At 42.7% G+C, this 20,958-nt stretch carries 21 protein-coding genes; 3 read left to right on the forward strand and 18 right to left on the reverse strand.

All coding sequences use genetic code 11. From position 1 onward, the window contains the following. Positions 1-99: 99 nt before the first annotated feature. On the reverse strand, positions 100-288 hold the full coding sequence (locus LG307_RS16010) for a hypothetical protein (protein WP_404443987.1): 189 nt from the start codon (positions 286-288) through the stop codon (positions 100-102). Between the two features lie 107 nt (positions 289-395). Further along, entirely contained in the window at positions 396-572 is a 177-nt protein-coding gene (locus LG307_RS16015) for a hypothetical protein (protein WP_010196002.1), read from the reverse strand. A 133-nt stretch (positions 573-705) separates the two neighbouring features. Here LG307_RS16015 and LG307_RS16020 point away from each other — a divergent pair, with 133 nt between their 5' ends. Beyond that, the gene (locus LG307_RS16020) at positions 706-2,505 is read left to right on the forward strand and encodes an SH3 domain-containing protein (RefSeq protein WP_404443990.1); all 1,800 of its coding nucleotides are present in this window, start codon (positions 706-708) and stop codon (positions 2,503-2,505) included. A 57-nt stretch (positions 2,506-2,562) separates the two neighbouring features. Here LG307_RS16020 and dtd read toward each other — a convergent pair whose 3' ends face one another. The 9 genes from dtd to LG307_RS16065 all read right to left on the reverse strand — a co-directional run bounded on the left by dtd (position 2,563) and on the right by LG307_RS16065 (position 13,062). Next, positions 2,563-3,003 (reverse strand): D-aminoacyl-tRNA deacylase, encoded by a 441-nt coding sequence (gene dtd / locus LG307_RS16025; protein ID WP_404443993.1) that lies wholly within the window; start codon positions 3,001-3,003, stop codon positions 2,563-2,565. 20 nt (positions 3,004-3,023) lie between these two features. Further along, on the reverse strand, positions 3,024-5,222 hold the full coding sequence (locus LG307_RS16030; RefSeq protein WP_404443997.1) for a RelA/SpoT family protein: 2,199 nt from the start codon (positions 5,220-5,222) through the stop codon (positions 3,024-3,026). Between the two features lie 379 nt (positions 5,223-5,601). After that, on the reverse strand, positions 5,602-6,114 hold the full coding sequence (locus LG307_RS16035) for an adenine phosphoribosyltransferase (protein WP_404444000.1): 513 nt from the start codon (positions 6,112-6,114) through the stop codon (positions 5,602-5,604). 14 nt (positions 6,115-6,128) lie between these two features. Next, entirely contained in the window at positions 6,129-8,474 is a 2,346-nt protein-coding gene (gene recJ, locus LG307_RS16040; protein ID WP_404444003.1) for a single-stranded-DNA-specific exonuclease RecJ, read from the reverse strand. Between the two features lie 22 nt (positions 8,475-8,496). Continuing rightward, the gene (locus LG307_RS16045; RefSeq protein WP_404444005.1) at positions 8,497-8,769 is read right to left on the reverse strand and encodes a hypothetical protein; all 273 of its coding nucleotides are present in this window, start codon (positions 8,767-8,769) and stop codon (positions 8,497-8,499) included. 228 nt (positions 8,770-8,997) lie between these two features. After that, positions 8,998-9,318 (reverse strand): lipopolysaccharide assembly LapA domain-containing protein, encoded by a 321-nt coding sequence (locus tag LG307_RS16050; RefSeq protein ID WP_404444006.1) that lies wholly within the window; start codon positions 9,316-9,318, stop codon positions 8,998-9,000. A 21-nt stretch (positions 9,319-9,339) separates the two neighbouring features. Beyond that, on the reverse strand, positions 9,340-10,230 hold the full coding sequence (locus LG307_RS16055) for a cation diffusion facilitator family transporter (RefSeq protein ID WP_404444008.1): 891 nt from the start codon (positions 10,228-10,230) through the stop codon (positions 9,340-9,342). 124 nt (positions 10,231-10,354) lie between these two features. After that, positions 10,355-12,604: a protein translocase subunit SecDF gene (gene secDF / locus LG307_RS16060; protein ID WP_404444010.1), complete on the reverse strand. Its 2,250-nt coding sequence runs from the start codon at positions 12,602-12,604 to the stop codon at positions 10,355-10,357. A 176-nt stretch (positions 12,605-12,780) separates the two neighbouring features. Continuing rightward, positions 12,781-13,062 carry a post-transcriptional regulator gene (locus tag LG307_RS16065; RefSeq protein ID WP_404444013.1) on the reverse strand — a complete coding sequence of 94 codons (282 nt, stop codon included), beginning with the start codon at positions 13,060-13,062 and terminating at the stop codon, positions 12,781-12,783. Between the two features lie 143 nt (positions 13,063-13,205). Between LG307_RS16065 and spoVB the strand changes: the two genes are divergently transcribed. Further along, entirely contained in the window at positions 13,206-14,762 is a 1,557-nt protein-coding gene (spoVB, locus tag LG307_RS16070; protein WP_404444015.1) for a stage V sporulation protein B, read from the forward strand. A gap of 59 nt (positions 14,763-14,821) precedes the next feature. Here spoVB and LG307_RS16075 read toward each other — a convergent pair whose 3' ends face one another. Further along, entirely contained in the window at positions 14,822-15,490 is a 669-nt protein-coding gene (locus tag LG307_RS16075) for a DUF421 domain-containing protein (protein ID WP_404444017.1), read from the reverse strand. A gap of 133 nt (positions 15,491-15,623) precedes the next feature. Between LG307_RS16075 and LG307_RS16080 the strand changes: the two genes are divergently transcribed. Beyond that, positions 15,624-16,013: a TIGR04086 family membrane protein gene (locus LG307_RS16080; protein ID WP_404444019.1), complete on the forward strand. Its 390-nt coding sequence runs from the start codon at positions 15,624-15,626 to the stop codon at positions 16,011-16,013. A gap of 43 nt (positions 16,014-16,056) precedes the next feature. Here the strand turns inward: LG307_RS16080 and yajC are convergent, their stop codons facing one another. From yajC to ruvA, 6 genes are all read right to left on the reverse strand, one after another. Further along, positions 16,057-16,320, reverse strand: a complete 264-nt coding sequence (gene yajC / locus LG307_RS16085) for a preprotein translocase subunit YajC (protein WP_010195975.1) — start codon at positions 16,318-16,320, stop codon at positions 16,057-16,059. A 44-nt stretch (positions 16,321-16,364) separates the two neighbouring features. After that, positions 16,365-17,504, reverse strand: coding sequence for a tRNA guanosine(34) transglycosylase Tgt (tgt, locus tag LG307_RS16090; RefSeq protein ID WP_404444022.1), 1,140 nt, complete (start codon positions 17,502-17,504; stop codon positions 16,365-16,367). 223 nt (positions 17,505-17,727) lie between these two features. Beyond that, complete coding sequence (queA, locus tag LG307_RS16095) at positions 17,728-18,756, reverse strand: tRNA preQ1(34) S-adenosylmethionine ribosyltransferase-isomerase QueA (protein ID WP_404444024.1); 1,029 nt, start codon at positions 18,754-18,756, stop codon at positions 17,728-17,730. 244 nt (positions 18,757-19,000) lie between these two features. Continuing rightward, positions 19,001-19,198 (reverse strand): DUF2905 domain-containing protein, encoded by a 198-nt coding sequence (locus LG307_RS16100; RefSeq protein ID WP_404444027.1) that lies wholly within the window; start codon positions 19,196-19,198, stop codon positions 19,001-19,003. Beyond that, positions 19,198-20,199, reverse strand: coding sequence for a Holliday junction branch migration DNA helicase RuvB (gene ruvB, locus LG307_RS16105; RefSeq protein ID WP_404450477.1), 1,002 nt, complete (start codon positions 20,197-20,199; stop codon positions 19,198-19,200). Before ruvB ends, LG307_RS16100 begins: the two co-directional genes overlap by 1 nt. 42 nt (positions 20,200-20,241) lie before the next feature. After that, a complete protein-coding gene (ruvA, locus tag LG307_RS16110; RefSeq protein ID WP_404444031.1) occupies positions 20,242-20,853 on the reverse strand; it encodes a Holliday junction branch migration protein RuvA in 612 nt (203 codons plus the stop codon). Positions 20,854-20,958 lie beyond the last annotated feature (105 nt).

A 20,958-nucleotide genomic window follows, 5' to 3' on the forward strand; every position in this document is an offset into this window, starting at 1 on the left:
TAAACAAGGGACGGGAGTTGTATGTCCCGTGGTGCCACCCTAATTGAAGTAGGTTGAAGGCATATGAGCATTATGCTCTGTTCCTTCGGTTACTTCCACTCAAGCAGTTAACGCCTGCAACGTCCATCTCCTAGTAGAGGGTTTTACACGGTCTGCATCAATAATCAAAGCTGCAGATCTGTGAAAAAGCTTTTTCAGAGCGGATCCTAAGGAGTGTTCATTCATTGAGTCATCAAGGGGAAATGCTTTCAGCCCAGGGCATTTCTTCTCTTTCCATGTGGTTCCCAACTACTGTTCTCCATCATCGGTATCTAGTATTTTAGTCCATTAACGCGACTAGTTGTTATGTAAGATACTTGCTAGTATATATACTTTCAAATCTAATTGTCAAGACTTTATTGAATTCGATTCAATTGTTTTTTCAACGACTTGACATCACGCATCGTAATTCCGAACTCTGATGCCAGTTCCACGTAGGTCGAATCCTTTTCTTTTTCAATGAAATCATGAAAACTTACCCCAAAAACATCTCTACTTCCGTATGCACGATTATGTTTATCACTAAATTTCATCTTTTTACGCTCCTTTTTTGCTACACTAGTACTTATCCTGTCCCTTTTTTGCCTGTTTCTTTCAAAAATAGCAGGAATTTTTTTCACTTTTGTAGAAAAAGAAAGTTTGAACAAAAATTAAGGAGGACAAAATTTGGGTCACAAAGTACATATTTTTCTTATTGCACTTTTATTATTTTCTACCATCTTTTCCTTTTTGGACCCTTCCACTGTGCAGGCTAATAGAACGGTCGTAGTGGCAACAGACGTGTTAAACGTAAGGGAAACACCTGATGCAAATGGCGTTATCGTCTCCAAAGTGCAACGAGGTGAATCCTACCCGGTTGTAGAGAGCCAAGGAGAATGGCTGAGGATTCAAGTCACTTCTTCAAAGACCGGATGGGTAGCATCATTTCTTGTGACAGAAAGCAGCAACGGAGCTCGTTCCACTGCATCTAGATCAAGCGATGGTGCGGATGTTCAAGTCTTGACCGATGACCTTCGTGTTCGATCAGGACCAGGCACAAATTTTTCTGTTGTAGGATTTCTTCATACAAACGCTACTTCGGTACAATACCTAGAAGAAAATGAAAACTGGGTGAAGGTTCATTTTGACGGAGTGGAAGGTTGGGTGGCGAAAGAGTTTGTGACGATTCTTGCCAAGAAGAAGAGGAAGAAAGAACAACAAGAGGAAACACCACCTGAAACGGACGAGACCGAAGAAACCGAACAAACAAGTGGTCAAAGTGCCACCATCACGACAGACGGCTTGAACATCAGAAGTGAACCAACTACCAATAGTGAAGTGCTTGGCTCTTTATCGAGCGGTCAGCAGGTAGATGTCCTTGCAACCCGTGGCGAATGGTTGAACATCTCCTTTAACGGGACAGTCGGCTGGATACATAGTGATTACGCAAATATGATGAAAACCCCTTCCGCCTCGCAAAGGTCAGGCTCTCCAAAAGCGGAAGCAACCATTAAGGTAGCAGGCCTTAATGTAAGAAGTGAACCGACACTTAACGGAAAAGTAACCGATCAGCTAGCAGAAGGTACTGTGGTGATGGTCATCAGCGAGAGAAACAACTGGTGTGAAATAGAATATGACAATGGGAAAACAGGCTGGATAGCTGGATGGTTTCTAGAAAAAAGCGGCGTTTCATCTCCAACTCCATCTCAAAGAACTGATGGAACCATTGTAATCGTGGATGATGCGACCAATATTAGAAGTGCACCTTCCACCGATTCCAAAGTGATAGTGCGTGCAGATGAGGGAGAGGAATTCTCCATTGTTGCTTTGGAAGACAACTGGTACAAAATAAAGCTACATGACGGATCGGAAGGCTATGTTGCTGGATGGATCGTGGCAACGAAAGGAAACGCCACCAGCATTAAAAGGGCCGGTGCAGAACAATATTTATCTAATAAGGTGATAGTCATAGACCCTGGTCACGGTGGCCGGGATGTTGGAGCAATTGGTGCGCAAGGAACGTTTGAAAAGGATCTAACACTTCGAACTTCGCTACTCTTACAAGACAAGTTGAAAGCTGCAGGTGCGACGGTGTACATGACTAGAATGTCTGATACATCCGTCCCATTGCAATCCAGACCGCAGATGGCAAACTATCATGGTGCAGATGCTTTCCTTAGCCTGCATTATGATAGTATTGATGATACAAGCGTTACCGGAACCACAACTTACTATTATGGCTCTTCTGATAAGGACTTGGCGGATAGTGTACATTCCTCTCTTGTACAATTTACGAATTTACGAGACAGAGAAGTACGTCAAGAAAATTACTTAGTATTGAGAGAAAGCATGCAACCTTCCCTTCTTTTAGAACTTGGGTATATCAGTAACCGCGGAGAGGAAATAACCGCCCTTTCAGGAGATTTCCAGGAACGGGCATCGACTGCAATATATCAGGGGTTGGCTCAGTATTTTAGAGGGAACTAATTAGTTAAAAAAAGAAAGAGGACCTATGATTTCAGGTCCTCTTTTTAGCTTCAAAAATTATTTACTTTCCAAAATCAACGTTACCGGACCGTCATTGACAAAATCCACGTCCATCATGGCACCGAACCGGCCTGTCTCCACCGTCACGCCTTTGCCGCGCAATTCTTCGTTGAACGCTTCATAGATGGTTTCTGCATGGTCAGGCTTAGCCGCATCCATGAAATTCGGGCGGCGTCCCTTACGGCAGTCGCCATATAAGGTGAATTGTGAAACAGACAGAATCTGGCCTTTCACATCAAGTAGGGAAAGGTTCATTTTATCCTGTTCATCTTCAAAAATGCGGAGGTTGGCCACTTTTTCCGCAATATAAACTGCATCCTGAGGAGTATCTTCATGCGTAACGCCGACAAGCAGCATCAAACCACGGTCTATTTTCCCTACTACTTCCCCATCTACGCGCACTTCTGCTCTTTTTGCTCTTTGTAATACAACCTTCATCCTATCAAAACCTCACTTACTTACTGCATAATTCTTCGAACAGCATAAATATCGGAAATCTGTTTGATTCGCTCCACCACTTTATGCAGATGGTTAATATTGTGGATGGCAATTGCCATGTGAATGGTTGCCATCTTGTTACGATCAGAACGGCCGGAAACTGCCGTAATATCGGTCTTCGTTTCATTAACAGCTTGCAGAACTTCATTCAACAAGCCACGGCGATCATAGCCTGTTATTTCGATTTCCACATTGTACTCACGGTTGTCTTTTACATCGCTTTCCCAATCAACATCAATCAGACGGTCAGTGGTACCTTCCGCTTCAACATTTGCACAATCTGAACGGTGTACAGACACCCCGCGTCCTCTTGTGATGAAACCTACAATCTCATCCCCCGGTACAGGATTACAACACTTAGAAAGACGAACGAGCAAACTGTCGATTCCTTGTACAACAACACCAGCGTCCTTGCGTTTTTTAACAGGAGCCGTCTTCTTTTTCTCTGCATTTTCAGTTATATCTGTGATTTGTTGTTCTTTATCACGCTGACGACGTTGCTTTTCAGTCAGACGGTTGGCCACTTGAAGAGCGGTGATTCCGTTATAACCGACTGCGGCAAACATATCATCTGCTGTCATGAAGTTGAACTTTTCAGAAACCCTGTTAATGTTTTCGGCATTCAAGATTTCCTTCAAGTCAAAGTCCATTCCCTTGATTTCTTTTTCAACAAGGTCACGGCCTTTTTCCACATTTTCCTCACGGCGCTGCTTCTTAAAGAACTGTCGAATTCTATTTTTCGCCTGGGAAGTTTGAGCAAGTTTCAACCAGTCCTGACTTGGTCCGTAGGAATGCTTGGACGTCAGGATCTCAATGATATCACCAGTTTTTAATTTATAATCCAATGTGACCATTTTTCCGTTCACTTTGGCACCAATTGTCTTGTTTCCAATTTCAGAATGAATTCGGTAAGAGAAATCAATTGGCACGGAACCGCTAGGAAGCTCGATAACATCCCCTTTTGGCGTGAAAACAAATACCATATCCGAGAACAAGTCGATTTTTAAAGACTCCATGAATTCTTCTGCATTTGTAGCATCGTTTTGCCACTCAAGGATTTCGCGGAACCATGTTAATTTTTCTTCAAAAGATGCGCGGTCGTCCGCTTCTTTATCTTCTTTGTACGCCCAGTGCGCAGCAATTCCGTACTCGGCAATCTGGTGCATGTCGCTTGTGCGGATCTGCACTTCCAAAGGATCCCCTTTTGGTCCGATGACGGTCGTATGCAGGGACTGGTACATATTCGGTTTTGGCATGGCAATATAATCTTTAAAGCGGCCAGGCATCGGTTTCCAGCATGTGTGAATGATTCCGAGGACGGCATAACAGTCTTTAATGCTGTTCACGATGATGCGCACAGCTAATAAATCGTAAATTTCGCTAAACTGCTTATTTTGCTTAGCCATTTTACGATAGATGCTATAAATATGCTTCGGACGACCGGATAGCTCTGCAGTGATCTCTACTTCTTCAAGACGGTCGTTTACTTCATTCATAACCTCAGAAATATACTGCTCACGCTCTGCACGCTTGCGTTTCATCAGGTTAACGATGCGGTAATATTGTTGTGGGTTCAAATAACGTAAAGCCGTATCCTCAAGTTCCCACTTAATTTTACTGATCCCCAAGCGATGGGCAAGCGGTGCGAAAATTTCAAGGGTTTCGTTTGAAATCCTCCGTTGCTTTTCTTGCGGAAGGTGTTTCAACGTCCTCATGTTATGAAGGCGGTCTGCAAGCTTGATTAAAATGACGCGGATATCCTGCGCCATTGCCACAAACATTTTCCGGTGGTTTTCCGCCTGTTGCTCTTCATGGGACTTGTACTTGATTTTCCCAAGCTTGGTCACACCGTCGACAAGCATTGCGACTTCGGCATTAAAGGCTTGCTTGATCTCTTCCAAGGAAACGGCCGTATCTTCTACAACATCATGAAGAAACCCAGCCGCAATGGTGGATGGATCTAGATCAAGGTCCACAAGGATTCCTGCGACCTGTATTGGATGTATGATATAAGGCTCACCGGATTTACGATACTGTTCTGCATGAGCGTTTTTCGCAAACTCATACGCTCTCTCCAAAAAGGCGATGTCCTCACCCTTTAGATAGCGCCTTGCATTATCTATCACCTGGTCTGCAGTTAATACTTGCTCATTTGCCATATTTCTACTCACCTTTTTGACTTTCTTTTTTTATTTTCTAAACAAATCCTATTAAAAAGCGCTAGCGCTTATTGTAGTCATATAAGTTTCTTAACATTATGGTCAAGATTCTTTCGTTCTTTACTTGAATAGAACAAAAAAGTATATTGTTTTTATTATCGTGAAATTTTATGTAGATGTAAAGAGATTATGAGGGAAAAATAAAGATTTGTCGACAGATTTTTCAGGAATTGGTGTAAAAAATATACTTTTCTAATAAAAGCGGTCTTTTTACCTATCATTTCATTTTATTTAGGAGGGCAGGAAATAGTACTAGGCAGTTATAATCATATATGAAAAAAACTAGAGCAATCCCATTGCCCTAGTTCTTTAGAAAAAATTAATATTTCATTAATGTAAGGATATCGAATCCGTCTAACTTGTTGCGTCCATCTAAGTAGGATAGCTCGATAAGGAATGCAATACCTGCAACTACTCCGCCAAGCTCTTCAACAAGCTTGATTGTCGCTTCGATTGTACCACCTGTTGCAAGCAGATCATCTGTGATTAATACGCGTTGACCAGGCTTGATCGCATCTCTGTGGATAGTTAGTACATCTTTACCGTACTCCAAACCGTATTCAACACGAGCTACTTCACGTGGAAGCTTCCCTTCTTTACGAACCGGCGCAAAGCCAACTCCTAGAGAATACGCTACCGGACAACCGATGATAAATCCACGTGCTTCCGGTCCAACAATTAAATCTACTTCTTTATCGCGAGCATATTCAACGATTTGGTCAGTTGCATAACGGTATGCGTCACCATTGTCCATTAACGTTGTAATATCCTTAAACTGTATACCAGGTTTTGGCCAATCAGGAACGATTGTTACGAATTTCTTTAAATCCATCTTCTATTTTCCTCCTATGAATGAACAGTGCATTGCTTGGTTAGATGCTGATCAAACCACGCTTTTAATTGTTTATATGAAGAGTATAAAAACAAGTTTTCAAGCATCACTTGCTGTTGCTTTTTACGATAAGTTGGAGACTCTTCAAAGTCCCGTTTTTTCGCTGCATGGTTTAACGCGATAAAACCCTTGTCTATTGTAACAAATTCTAAGTCAAAAAACACCTGTGATATGAAATCCACTGTTTCTTTTGACCAGCCGCGATGTTTGGCTATATCTTCTGCATGCTTTTTAAGATCAAAGGACCCCTTTTTAGCAAGTAATGCGTAAAACCATTTAAAGTGTTCCCTTGTTGGAATCGTAGAGAAGAAATGATTTTCCTTTTGATAGAAAGAAGCGTAAATTCTTTCTGGTGTACTGTTATCTAATAAATTCGATAGGAGCTCTTCTTCAGCCGGGATATCCAAGATGACGATATACTTTCCTGTCACATCTTCATAAGTGCCCTCTGTTACCATACTTGCATATGGTCGCAACTCAGCATGCAGGTTTATTTCATCGAGCGTTGATTCGTTAAAATATAGGATGTGGAGTTTATTTTTATCTATTCCATCTAATGTTTGATTCAATTGTTTGATTGAACGAATATCAAACAGCTGCCAATCTGCCACTCTGATATCTTTTAAAAATAGTTGCGGCTTGCGGAAATTGTTCCATTCATTGATGGAGAGTTCTCCTAACACGTCAAGGGAAGCCCCCGGGGAGACATGATGATACGTTTCTCCAAAGCCAAAACCTACACAATCAAGCGAAGTCCCTTCCTGTTCAATGACAAGTTTCAGGTGGTTGCTTTTATTTCCGATTTGACGAATTTGCTGTGGCAGAACACCTTTAACCAGCACTTTCGGTTTTGGATTGGCCACACCGAATGGGGCAAGCATTTCCAACTGCTCGATTGTTCCAAGTGTTACCTCTTCCACCTTGCATTCAATATCCACTTCCGTAATAGGGGTGAAATCTTCCTCTGTCAGAATTTCTAATGCCTTTTGATTCATTCTTCGTCTGAGTTCATCCACATCTTCCATTTTTAATGTCATTCCTGCCGCCATCGGATGCCCACCAAAATGAGGCAAAATATCACGACACTCTGAAAGGTTCTCAAAGAGGTCAAAACCAGTAATGGAACGGGCAGATCCTTTTGCCAACCCTTTTTCCTCATCAAGGCTTAGCACGATGGTCGGCCTGTAAAAGCGGTCGACGAGGCGTGAGGCTACTATCCCGATCACTCCTGCATTCCAATTACTTCCCTCCACTATAATGAAACCATTCTCTTCAGGCGGGTATTTCTCTTCCACCTGTTGGATCGCTTCTTCTGTAATTTGAGTCACTATTTGCTGTCTTTCTTTGTTGTAACTTTCCATTTCTTCTGCAAGCATTTTGGCTTCTTCAAGATCATTTGTCATCAGGAGATGTACAGCTGGATCTGCATTATCCAGTCGTCCTACCGCATTGATTCTCGGCCCAATCGAAAACCCTACCGTTTCTTCTGTTACGGTGTGCAATTCAACGCCACACTTTTGGAGAAGAGCCTTCAGTCCGACCCGTGTGGTTTGCTGCATCTTTTTAATTCCTTTAGACGCAAGCAATCTATTCTCTCCAACTAATGGAACCAAGTCTGCAATGGTACCAATGGCAGCCACATCCAGAAGGTGCTCTGGATTTTTTCCGAGCAACGCATGCGCCACTTTGTAGGCAACACCGACACCAGCCAGGTCATCAAACGGGTAGGAGCACGTTTCTTTTTTAGGATGAATGATCGCAAAAGCATCAGGCAACTCCGGACCAGGTTCATGGTGGTCAGTAATGATAAGGTCCACCCCTAATTCCTTCGCCACTTTTGCCTCATAGATGGCCGAGATTCCTGTATCAACTGTAATGATGACAGAATATCCGTTTTCTTTTGCTTGTTTAAAGGCATTTTCATTGGGCCCATAACCTTCTGTAAAGCGATTCGGGATATAAAAATCAACCAGTGCACCAACTTCACGTAGAGCAGTCACCATAACGGTGGTGCTGCTGACTCCATCTGCATCATAATCACCGAACACAAGAATCTTCTCTTCGTTTGTTATTGCTCTATTTACTCTTTCCACAAGCTTATCCATATCCTCCATTAAAAAAGGATCATGGAATTCTTGATCATCTGTATATAAAAATTCTCTTGCTGTATCTATTGTGTCAAACCCTCTGTTTACCAAAAGTGAAGCAATAAGAGGGGCAATATCCAATGAAGCTGCTAACTGTTCAACTTGCTCACTACTTGACTCATTTACATTCCACCTAGATTTAGAAGCTAACAAACTAATTCCTCCCTTAGCCTAACTAATTATACAAGAGAGTTGTGGTAGCTTCAATGGGTCTAAAAAGGGTACCTGACCCCAAAGACAAACAACCTTTGTACTTACCAAACCTACTGCTGGGGTCTGGTACCGCACTTAAGCTCTTAATTTTTTTTATCAATCGTTTATGTTTTGTTGCTGATTCTAACAAATGTCCGAAGATTTTCCGATTTTGACCGAAGTTTTCCGAAAGTTGACCGAAGATCCCGCGAATTTGTCCAAAGATTTTCAAAAGTTGACCGAACCAAAATTTCAAATGACCGACCCCCTAGTATATTTGTCCAAAGACCACCCCAAAATGTCCGAAGCCTTCGAAATTCCAACAAAAATTGACCGAACAAAGAACATAAATGTCCGAACCATTTTTCCACAACAAAAAAAGCATGTTTTTTAAAAAAACACACCTTTTTTACAGGTACCTGACCCCAAAAACTGATACTTAAAATTCTTATCACACCTAATATTGGGGTCTGGTACCGCACACCTACCGCGACCTGCGTCTCTCCCCTACTGTTTCTACCGCACTCTCTTTGTCAGTTACCGGCTCAGAAGATACCGGTGTTTCCACAGATGCCTCAGCATGCTTCTGCTGCAGCCTCCTTTTCACCATGACCACCTGATAAATCCCGATAGATCCTGCAATGACAATTCCCATTAAAGTGGAGAACAGTATGACTAACACCAACGGCCATTCCGCCGTACCAAATAAATAATTCACCTCGACAGGCGCCACATTTAATACCGCAAAAATAGCAACAACTATCGTAAAGAGCACTCCAGCCAATAGGTACCATTGCGTCTTCATAAAAATATCCCCCTCTACCTCTTATTCAGAGTATGGATTGATGTGCACAAACACGTCCTGCACTTCTCTATTTTCCATGAGTTCTGCTTTCACGTTCTTCCCTATTTTATGACCATCTTCCACCGTAATGTATGGATCTACGGAAATTTTCAAATCAATGATGACATAATGACCATGTTCCCTTGCATGCAAGCTGTCAATTTTCATAACCCCAGGGACAGTCAAGACAACCTCCCGGAACTCTTCCGTATCTTCCTCATGCATAACATGGTCCATCGTATTGTGAATGGATTCTGAGCCTAGCTGCCAAGAAATCTTTATTATCATAAGAGCTACAACAATTCCTGCTACAGGATCTAGATATACTAACCAATCAACTCCGATATACCCTCCCAATACAGCACCGGCAATTCCTATCAGTGCGGCGATTGAGGAAAAAACGTCGGACCGATGTTCATACGCGTTAACAATGATAGCATCACTCTTTATTCTTTTTCCCAAACTGTACTTATATCGAAACATTATTTCTTTTACAATGATGGAAAAAACAACTACATAAATAGCCAAAGCCTTTGGTGCCTGGATCGGTTCGAAAAAAGCTTGAAAAGATGATTTTCCGATTTCAAAGCCGACGATTAATAAAAGTACCGCAACAATGATGGCAGCTATATTTTCCGCCTTTCCATGGCCATATGGATGGTCTTCATCAGGTGGCTGCTTGGCTGCCCTCAAACCTATGTAAACTGCTAAGGACCCTGCAACATCCGACGCAGAGTGAACAGCGTCTGCAACAAGGGCTCGACTGTTTGCTACAACTCCTGCCCAAGCTTTCAATGCGGCTAATACGATGTTCCCCACCACACCTACGAGGGCTGCAAATTCGGCTTTTTTAAATCGTTCATTATGTTCCATTACGTACGACACCCCTTTGCATTCATTCTCTACTTTCTATTGTACCCGAAATAGAGCATATCCCTCTTAAAACTTATGAAATAAAAATGTCACAGGGCACGTTTTGCCACTGTGACATTTTTCATTATACCTCTGGCTCTGGATCTTCTTCAGAAGCTTTCTTTGGTTTAGAGATTTGTTTGTATTTCCAATTCATCCATAGTTGTGAAGCGATGAATAGAGAGGAATACGTACCGACGACCAATCCAACTAATAAGGCGATGGAGAAGTTCGTAATCGACTCACTGCCGAAAATAAGCAAGGCAATAACGGCAATAACTACTGTTCCAACCGTATTAATAGATCGTACAAAGGTTTGCTGTAAACTTTTATTTACAATTTTTTCTAGATCTTCATATGTTTTAACGCGCTTTTTCTTTTTCAGATTTTCACGAATCCGGTCAAACGTAACAATGGTGTCATTGATAGAGTAACCGACAATCGTCAACAAGGCTGCAATGAACGTAATATCCACTTCAAGTCTTGTTAAACTGAAGAATGCAACGATAAAGAATGCGTCATGGAACAGGGCCACAATGGCTGCCAGTGCAAACATCCATTCAAATCGGATGGTTACATAGATTATGATTCCCACGGCAGCTATCAGGATGGCGAAGAACGCATTCCTTGCAAGTTCCTCACCAACAGTTGGGGAAACAGTGCTGACACTAGGTTCTTCTCCGTATTTATTCTTCACATACTCTTTAATTTCTGCTATTTCTGTTTGTGAAAAATCATCCACATATCTAGCAACCGCTATTTCATTATTATTACCTGCAAGCACTACATCTTTAGGCTCCAAGCCAATGGAAGCTAATTCTTCTGTAATTTCTTCCGCTTTCAGGCTTGTCTCACTTAATATTTCCACCCTTGTTCCGGCTGCAAAATCAATTCCCAGGTTCAAACGGAAAACCGCAAGTACGATAATCCCGGCAACAATCAAAGCACCTGAAAGCATAAAGAACTTTTTACGATGCTTCAAGAAATCCCAGTTTTCAAAACGGTTTGGAGGCTCTGTGTTCTCATCCGTCATATTGATGTCAAGGATATCCTCTTTTTTCACACCGAACAGATGTGGCTTATTATTCATGAATCTACTGTTCACCCATAGTCCAAGAAGAAGTCTTGAACCGAACACAGCAGTAATGAAGCTTAATAGGATACTGACAATCAACATCGTTGCGAATCCTTTAACAGAACTTGTTCCGTAGACGAACATTACCCCTGCTGCAAGAAGCGTTGTCAGGTTGGCATCCAAAATGGTTGAAAACGAGTTTCTGCTTCCTGCCCGGAAGGCGGACATCGCAGATCTGCCAAGCTTTAGTTCTTCTTTTATGCGTTCATAGGTAATGATATTGGCGTCTACTGCCATACCCACACCAAGAATCAATGCAGCAATTCCCGGTAAGGTCAGCACCCCATTCATCAATTCGAACACAAGTAAAATCAAGAAAATATACGTACTTAATGTTACTACCGCAACCAATCCAGGCAAACGGTAATACACAAGCATAAAGATCAAGATCACACTGATACCGATGATTCCGGCAAGCACTGTTTTCTGAAGTGCTGTTTCTCCAAATTTGGCTCCAACAGAAGTGGAGTAAATCTCTTCCAACTCTACCGGTAAGGACCCGGCATTTAGAAGGTCTGCTAATTCTTTGGCAGATTCAATCGAGAAGTTCCCTGTAATCTGTACGTTTGTTTGATTTAAGACTTGGGTAACTTGAGCTGCTGAAAGATACTTAGGATCCGCTTTTGCTGATTCGGCTTCATATGAATCCACGCCTTCTTCGAAATCCAACCAAATAACCATCAGGTTGCTTCCAATTCCCATATCACGGACTTGACGTGTGATATCCCCAAACTCAGATGCAGAACGAAGTGTAAGAGCCACACTTGGTGCATTATTTTGGTCAAAGGACTGACTTGCTCCACCCTCTGCCAAAGCTGAACCATCCATCAATAGATTGTCATCCACATCACGGAAGGTTAATTTTGCTTCGGTGGATAAAAGTTCCCTTGCCTTTGACTGGTCTTCCACTCCGGCAAGCTGGACGCGGATACGATCATCGCCTTCAATTTGAATGTTCGGTTCGCTGACTCCCAAAACGTTGACACGTTTATTAAGGGCACTAACCGTACTAACAAGCAAATCACGGTCCACTTTACTATCTTCATTGATAGGTTTTACTTCATAAAGGACCTCAAAGCCCCCTTGAAGATCAAGACCAAGTTTAATATCTTTTGTAATTGGGTTCGTAAACACTCCAATTGTGCTTCCAATTAGAATAAGAAGTAAAAAGAATGCAACGATCCGTCCTCTTTTGACCATGCGTGAAAAATCCTCCTTCTGCACTTACAATCGATGAAATAATTCCGTATTATGGACACTTGGCTTCTGACATGCTTCACGAAAAATTATGTAAAAATGTTCAATAAAAGCCGATTCAATGCCATCATGTACCATTATGATTCATCTATTATTGTCTGTCAATTTTTGCTGAAAATTTAATTATTTTGATTTTCAAAGTAATTTGGTGCTTTGTATGCCTCGATCGTGATGTAACTCATGTAATCGGAAAGCGATAAACTGTATACATCGTTCACAAGCTCGAACAATCTTTTTGTTTCGGGTTTCTTCCACTTCTTTTTTGTCAGGCACTCCCAAAGTGCATCCTCTGTTATCGTGTCGTACCCAAAAAGCTGAAATTCCTCCAGCTTGCTTTGTAGGACAGGACCTAATTCATATCGGAACAGGTCGTAAGCATGGTCAGTTGCATTCTTCTTCATCGTTCATTGAACCCCCATTCAAATCACTCTATTTTTATCAATCTTTTACAACTGCTGTTGCTTTCCTTGTCATGCTTGGCCCACTCTTGTGCATATAGATAATTGTATATGATAAGTCAGTAATTGAGAAGGCAGGGAATGGCATGACAAAGCAAACATTTTTAAGAGGGACCTTAATATTAATCATTGCCGGACTGATTACAAGGGTTTTGGGGTTTGTAAACAGGATAGTGGTGGCAAGGTTTATTGGCGAGGAAGGCGTGGGTCTTTATATGATGGCGGTACCTACACTTGTACTGACCATTACCATTACCCAATTGGGTCTGCCTGTTGCCATCTCCAAATTGGTCGCAGAGGCGGAAGCACAGGGTAACCATCGGAAGATCAAAAAGATTTTGGTCGTATCCCTTGCCACGACAGGAGCACTCAGCATTATTTTCACTCCCGCCATGATTCTCCTCGCTCCATACTTATCCAATAACTTATTTACAGATCCAAGAACCTATTATCCATTGATGGCTATTGCTCCTGTAGTTCCAATCATCGCCATCTCGTCTGTTCTTCGCGGCTATTTCCAAGGCAGGCAGAACATGAAACCATCCGCCATCTCACAAGTCATTGAACAGGTGGTCAGGATTTCTTTGGTCGCCGCATGTACCAAAGCACTGCTACCATACGGAATAGAATATGCAGCTGCAGGCGCCATGCTTTCCGCAGTCGTTGGAGAACTGATGTCTTTGCTATATATGCTTTTTGTTTTCAAAAACAAAAAATCATTTCGTTTGCGTCGCAAGTTTTTTAACTATGTTGGCGAAGGAAAAGAAACATTCCGTGATTTGATGCGAATAGCCCTACCGACAACGGGAAGCCGGATGATCGGCTCTATTGCCTGGTTTTTTGAGCCGATTGTAGTGGCCCAAAGCTTAGCTATTGCCGGCGTCGCTACAGCCATGGCCACCAAACAGTACGGAGAACTAGTCGGTTTTGCCCTTCCGTTGATGATGTTGCCGTCTTTTATTACTTATTCCTTATCCACTGCCCTCGTTCCTGCAATAAGTGAAGCAGCAGCAAAGAAAAATAACATCCTAATTGAACATCGCCTTCAACAGGCATTGAGGCTTTCTTTTGTCACGGGTGGACTAGCCGTGGTACTTCTCTTTGTCTATGCGGATCCTATCATGTTATTGATGTATGGCAGCAGCAAAGCGGCCATTTACATTAAAGTGATGGCACCATTCTTTTTATTCTACTATTTCCAGGGGCCTTTGCAGGCAACACTGCAGGCACTCGATCTTGCAAAAGCTGCGATGATCAATAGTTTCATTGGTGCTGCGGTAAAAACAGCTGTCATCTTTGTTTTGGCAAGTAAGCCGGCTTTTGGGATAATGGGTGCGGCACTTGGTATTGTCATAGGTATGATGCTGGTTACCCTACTGCATATGGCTACCATCATGAAGGCCCTTAACTACTCCCTTTACGTTCGAGATTATGTAAAAAGCTTTATTACAATGGGGATTTGCGTGATAGCAGGAATGTGGATGGTCGATCATTTCCTGTTAGGTCTTGGAGTGGGACAACGGAGCGGGTTGATGATAATCCTGACATGCCTGTTGTATCTCGTATTATTATTGATTTTTGGATTAGTAAAAAGAGAAGAACTTGCAAGGCTGCCATTTTTAAAAAAGTGGTTGGCTAAATAAAGAGATTAACCTCTTGGGGTGTCTGGTAATTTTCATTCTGGACACCCCGTCTCTTTCCTTTACTCATCCATTAAATCGACAAAAAGCGCTCCCTTATCATAGCTGCAATAGGAAATCTTTTGAATATCTTTGTACCCAAGAGATCTGAGTTGTTGCCTTAGCCAAAGGTTTGTTTTACCTATATTCTTTAAATGTTCTTCTTGAATGACTCCGTCCATAATGAGCGGCAGATTCATGGAGCCCTCTTCGTCAGGAATAGTTTCCTCTTCCCTTTTTGTCTCTTTTTCGAATACCGATAGCTTTCCTGATGGTTCAAGAATGGCGAATTCTACATCAGCCACATTTTTTACATTCTTTTCCCTAAGCTGAACAAGGAGATCATCAAAGTTATATCGTTGTTTTTTCATCGCCTCTTCATCTATCTTGCCATTATTGATAATGACACTCGGTTTCCCATCAATAAGATCTCTGAAACGTTGACTTTTTAACGATACAAAGGCGAGCAATATTTGTATTCCCATTAGTAAAAACATTGGTAACAGCGAATGAATCAGTGGGTCTTTCGGATTCTCAATAGCCATAACAGCCATCTCGGCAATCATAATAAAGACGACCAGGTCCAAGACACTAAGTTCTCCTATTTCTCTTTTACCCATTACACGGAAGATGATAAGAATAAGGACATAAAGAAAAATGGTTCTTGCGATAATCAATATGTATTCTTCCAATACACCCACCTCCCCCTGAAAATAGACACTAATATCCTTAGTTTTCACCCAAAAAATATTTATATTCTAATATGTCTTTCTGGTGAATATGCTTGTATTACTTAGCATGTACTATGAAAGGGGAAAACTACACATGGAATCAAAACGACTAGGTTTAGCTATCATGTACGGCTTGATTACCGTTTTTATGTTGGCAGTTGTCATCAGTTTTATATTTTCCTTACTATTGCGGTTCACGTCACTTCAAGAAACTAGTGTGGCATGGATCATTGTGACCTTATCGTTTATTACGCTGTTTATCGGTGGATTCATTTCTGGTGGCAGAGGAAAAGAAAAAGGATGGCTGCTTGGCGGAGCAACAGGCGGTGCCTACACGCTTGTCATTTTTCTTTTTCAGTATTTAGGCAACGACTCCCTGTTCACCATGCATCAGATGTTGTTTCACCTTGGTTTTATCGGAACAGCCGCTCTTGGGGGAATTATCGGAGTGAATGTTAGCGGTGGTTATACCTCAAAAGCATAGAAAAAAAGAGCATGACCCAACAAGGGAACATGCTCTTTATTCATTAGTCTTGAACTACATCTCTAACCGCTTGACGGTCGTATGTAAGACGAGATCCGTCTCCTGCTTTGATGACAATCTTGTCCTCATCCAATGCATCCACGATACCGTGTAATCCACCGATTGTAACAACTTTGTCCCCTTTTTGCAGGCTAGTCTGCATTTCACGAACTTGCTTTTGACGCTTTTGTTGTGGGCGAATTAACAAGAAGTAGAAAATAGCAAACATTAATACTAAAGGTAAAATAGCACCAGCCATTCCTTCCATGTTGTAACGCCTCCTTTCTCATCAGTCATGTATGGGAAGAGATTTTAGAAGTTCTTTGCATTCGGTTTATTGAATCCATATTTCTCAAAAAACTCTTCTTTGAAGTCCCCCAGACGATCTTCTCTGATCGCTTGTCTGACATTCTCCATTAATTTTACCAGAAAATAAAGGTTATGGTAAGTTGTAAGACGAATTCCCAAAGTTTCGTCACATTTGATTAGGTGACGGATGTAAGCTCTGGAATAATTTGTGCAAGTATAGCAGTCACACTCTGGATCAAGCGGTCCAAAGTCACGTGCGAACTTCGCATTCTTCACAACCAAACGGCCTTCACTTGTCATTAATGTCCCATTTCGGGCAATTCTAGTCGGCAATACACAGTCAAACATATCAATCCCGCGAATCGCTCCATCAATCAGGGAGTCAGGAGATCCAACACCCATCAGGTAGCGCGGCTTATCTGTCGGTAACCATGGAGTTGTGAACTCAAGAGTGCGGTTCATCACATCTTTTGGCTCTCCCACCGATAGTCCCCCAACAGCATAGCCTGGGAAGTCCATCGAAACAAGGTCTTGAGCACTTAATTTACGCAGGTCTTCGAATTCCCCACCTTGAACGATACCAAACAGTCCTTGGTCTTGCGGACGTTGATGTGCTTCTAAGCAGCGTTCAGCCCAGCGTGATGTACGCTCTACGGATTTTTTCATGTATTCATGTGTTGCAGGGTATGGAGGACACTCGTCAAATGCCATCATGATGTCAGATCCAAGGTCGTTTTGGATATGCATCGCTTTTTCTGGCGATAGGAAAAGTTTGTCTCCATTCATGTGATTGCGGAAGTGAACTCCTTCTTCTTCGATCTTGCGGAGGTCACTCAGGCTGAATACTTGGAAACCACCTGAGTCCGTAAGAATGGCGCGGTCCCAGTTCATGAATTTGTGCAGTCCGCCTGCTTCTTTGACGATTTCGTTGCCTGGACGCAGCCATAGGTGATAGGTGTTGCTCAGGATGATGCCTGCTCCCATTGCTTTCACGTCTTCTGGGGACATTGTTTTGACTGTCGCAAGTGTTCCTACTGGCATGAATACTGGTGTTTCAAAGCTTCCGTGTGGGGTGTGGACGATTCCAAGGCGTGCGCCTGTTTGTTTACATGTTTTGATTAGTTCGTATCTGATTGCTGTCATGGTATTCTCCTTAGGATTTCTATAAAACTTTAAAAAAGTGTTCTCTCGGACTCCTGTAGATTTCCGTTCCGGATGTTCGCTTTCCGCGGGACGGTGCTTGAGCCTCCTCGGCTTCGCCTGTGGGGTCTCAACCTACCGTTTCCCCCCGCTGGAGTCTCACATCCTGCACTTCAATCTACAGGGGGACCTTTATTACAAAAGAAACAGCCTCTTTCATTTTTAATTAAAGTATTAGCATGGCGTCGCCGAAGCTGAAGAAGCGGTACCGTTCTTTTACGGCTTCTTCGTAGGCGTGCATGACGTGGTCACGGCCGGCAAGTGCGCTGACCAGCATGATCAAGGTTGATTTTGGCAGGTGGAAGTTTGTGATCATACCGTCAATGGCTGCAAACTTGTAACCTGGGTATATGAATATGTTTGTCCAACCGCTTGCCTCTTTAAACTCACCGTGATCACGGGCGATGGTTTCTAGTGTTCGTGTGGAGGTGGTACCCACTGTGATAATTCTGCCACCCTTACTTCGGACATCATTCAAAAGGCGGGCTGTTCCTTCTGACACCTGGTAGAATTCTGCATGCATGTCATGCTCTTCCACGGTATCCACACTTACAGGACGGAATGTTCCAAGTCCTACGTGAAGAGTAATGAATGCGGTATGAACGCCTTTATCCTTCAATGCTTGTAGCAATTCTTCTGTAAAATGCAGACCGGCAGTCGGTGCAGCAGCTGAACCTGTTTCTCTGGCAAAAACCGTCTGATAACGGTCTCGGTCTTCCAATTGTTCCTTAATGTAAGGAGGTAACGGCATTTCTCCAAGGCTATCCAGCACTTCATAAAAGATGCCTTCATAACGGAAATCAAGTTTTCTTCCGCCATGTTCGCTTTCGCCGGTGCATACAGCAGTCAGTCTTCCGTCACCAAATGATACAATCGTGCCTTCTTTTACACGCTTGGCAGGTTTAATGAGGGTTTCCCATGTGTCGCCTTCGAGCTGTTTTAAAAGGAGAACTTCAATTTTTGCTCCTGTTTCACTTTTGACCCCAAAAAGACGTGCAGGCAGGACTCTTGTGTCGTTCAAGACAAGGCAGTCGCCTTCGTTAACATAATCCATTATGGAACGGAAAGTGGGTTCGTGCGTTAGTGCCCCAGTTTCTTTGTTGAGCACCATCAGGCGAGATGCTTCTCTTTGTTCTAATGGTGTTTGTGCGATAAGTTCTTCTGGTAAGTGAAAATCAAATAAATCTATCTTCATAGTGTCACCTTTTCTTGTTTGCTATCTTAGAGTATTTCGTTGACTCCTGTATCCTTCCGTTCCAGGTGTTCGCTTATCCAAAGGACGGTGCTTAAGCCTCCTCACAACGCTTCAGAGGTCTCAACCTACCGTTTCCCCGCAGGACAAGGAACGCTGCGACAGCATTACATCGCACGAAGAAAATGCGTTAGCATTTTCGAGGAGTCTCACACCTTGCACTTTCAGTCTACAGGTAGACTATTTTTTATCTAAATCGGCCAATGAAATAAAATATTAGACTGAGTAGGATGCTGATGATGATGGAGGTTACGATTGGGAAAAAGAATGTGACGTTCCCTTTTTTGACGACGATGTCTCCAGGTATTTTTCCGACCACTTGCCAGAGGAGTCCTACTATTAATAGTACCGCTCCTAGCACCATCAGCATTTTAGGCAGTTCCATTATTCTTTTGGCACCTCCATATTGAAATGACGATATACCAAGTCCGTCACTACCCTACCGCGCGGGGTCCGTTGCAAAAATCCAATTTGCAAAAGGTACGGTTCATACACATCTTCAATGGTATGCGATTCTTCGCCGATGGTTGCAGCGATGGTATCCACGCCGACAGGACCGCCCCGGAATTTTTCAATAATCCCCATCAATAGTTTGTGATCGATATGATCTAATCCCAGTTTATCAACCTGTAAACGGTCCAACGCCTCTTTTGCCAAGGAAGCACTAATCGTATCTTTTCCTAATACTTGGGCAAAATCTCTGACCCTGCGCAACAGGCGATTGGCAATACGCGGGGTGCCCCTTGCTCTTCTGCTTATTTCTATAGCTGCGTCTTGCTCAAGCCCAATCTCAAGAATTTGTGCAGTGCGCAGGCAAATCTCGGTCAGCTGCTCTTCGTTATAATATTCCAACCTGCTCAGTACCCCGAAACGGTCTCTAAGCGGTGCTGTCAATAGACCAACCCTTGTTGTGGCTCCGACAAGCGTGAAAGGAGGAAGATCCAAACGGACAGATTTAGAGGTTGGTCCCTTTCCTATCACGATATCAAGGCAATAATCCTCCATTGCTGGATAAAGGACCTCTTCAATCGAGCGGTGAAGACGGTGAATTTCATCTATAAAAAGGACATCCCCCGGCTCTAACGCAGATAAGATTGCCGCAAGATCTCCCGGCCTTTCGATGGCGGGTCCTGCAGTAGTGCGAAGCTGAACTCCCATCTCATTTGCAATGATGGCCGCTAGTGTCGTTTTACCAAGTCCAGGTGGTCCGTAAAGCAACACATGATCCAATGTTTCCTGTCTCATTTTTGCCGCTTGGATAAACACCTCGAGGTTCTCCTTCACTTTATCTTGACCAATATATTGCTGTAATGTTTGCGGTCGCAAACTATATTCTAAAGAATGCTCCTCTAAGGTCGCATCTTGAGATACCATCCGTTCATCCATCATGTGGTTCCCCCTTTCCGAAGCATATTAATAGGCTCCATATTATTTCAGGAGCAGCTGTAACGCGCGTTTTACATATTGATCTGTTGAAAGGTCCTCTTTCTTCAGGGCAGGCACCACTTTTTTGATTTCCTTATCCGCATACCCTAACACTTTCAATGCCTCTATAGCTTCGTCCAAGGCAGAACTGGTTGCCGCATATGCATTAATCTCTACATCAGGCTGAAACAAGTCCGGGAAAGCGCTTGGAACAAGATCATTCAGTTTGCCTTTTAAATCTAAGATTATCTGTCTGGCTGTCTTCTTTCCCACTCCCGGGAATTTAACGAGGAATTTCTCGTCTTCATTTTCAATGGCATGGACTACCTGTGCAGGCTGTCCTGATGCTAAAATGGCAAGCGCCCCTTTTGGACCGATTCCCGTTACGTTCAATAACTTCATGAACAGGTTCTTATCTTCCCTTGTTTTAAATCCATAAAGGGCCAAAATATCTTCCCTGACATGCTGATATGTATAAATGGTCACTTCTTTGTCGCGGTCCACCTGATAAATGAAAGGGTTTGGCGCATTCACCTGATACCCAACTCCCATCACTTCCACCACCACATATTCCGGTGACACATATTCCACAAAACCTCTAATAAAATCGATCAACTAAAATTACTCCCCTTTTCGTTCTACTTCTACTCTTCATTTTACCATGAATAGAAGAAACAATCGGCTCAAAAGAAAAAGATAGCATATTTTAGAGGAATTGTT

The organism is Sutcliffiella horikoshii, assembly GCF_044809035.1.
Lineage (GTDB): Bacteria > Bacillota > Bacilli > Bacillales > Bacillaceae_I > Sutcliffiella_A > Sutcliffiella_A horikoshii_G.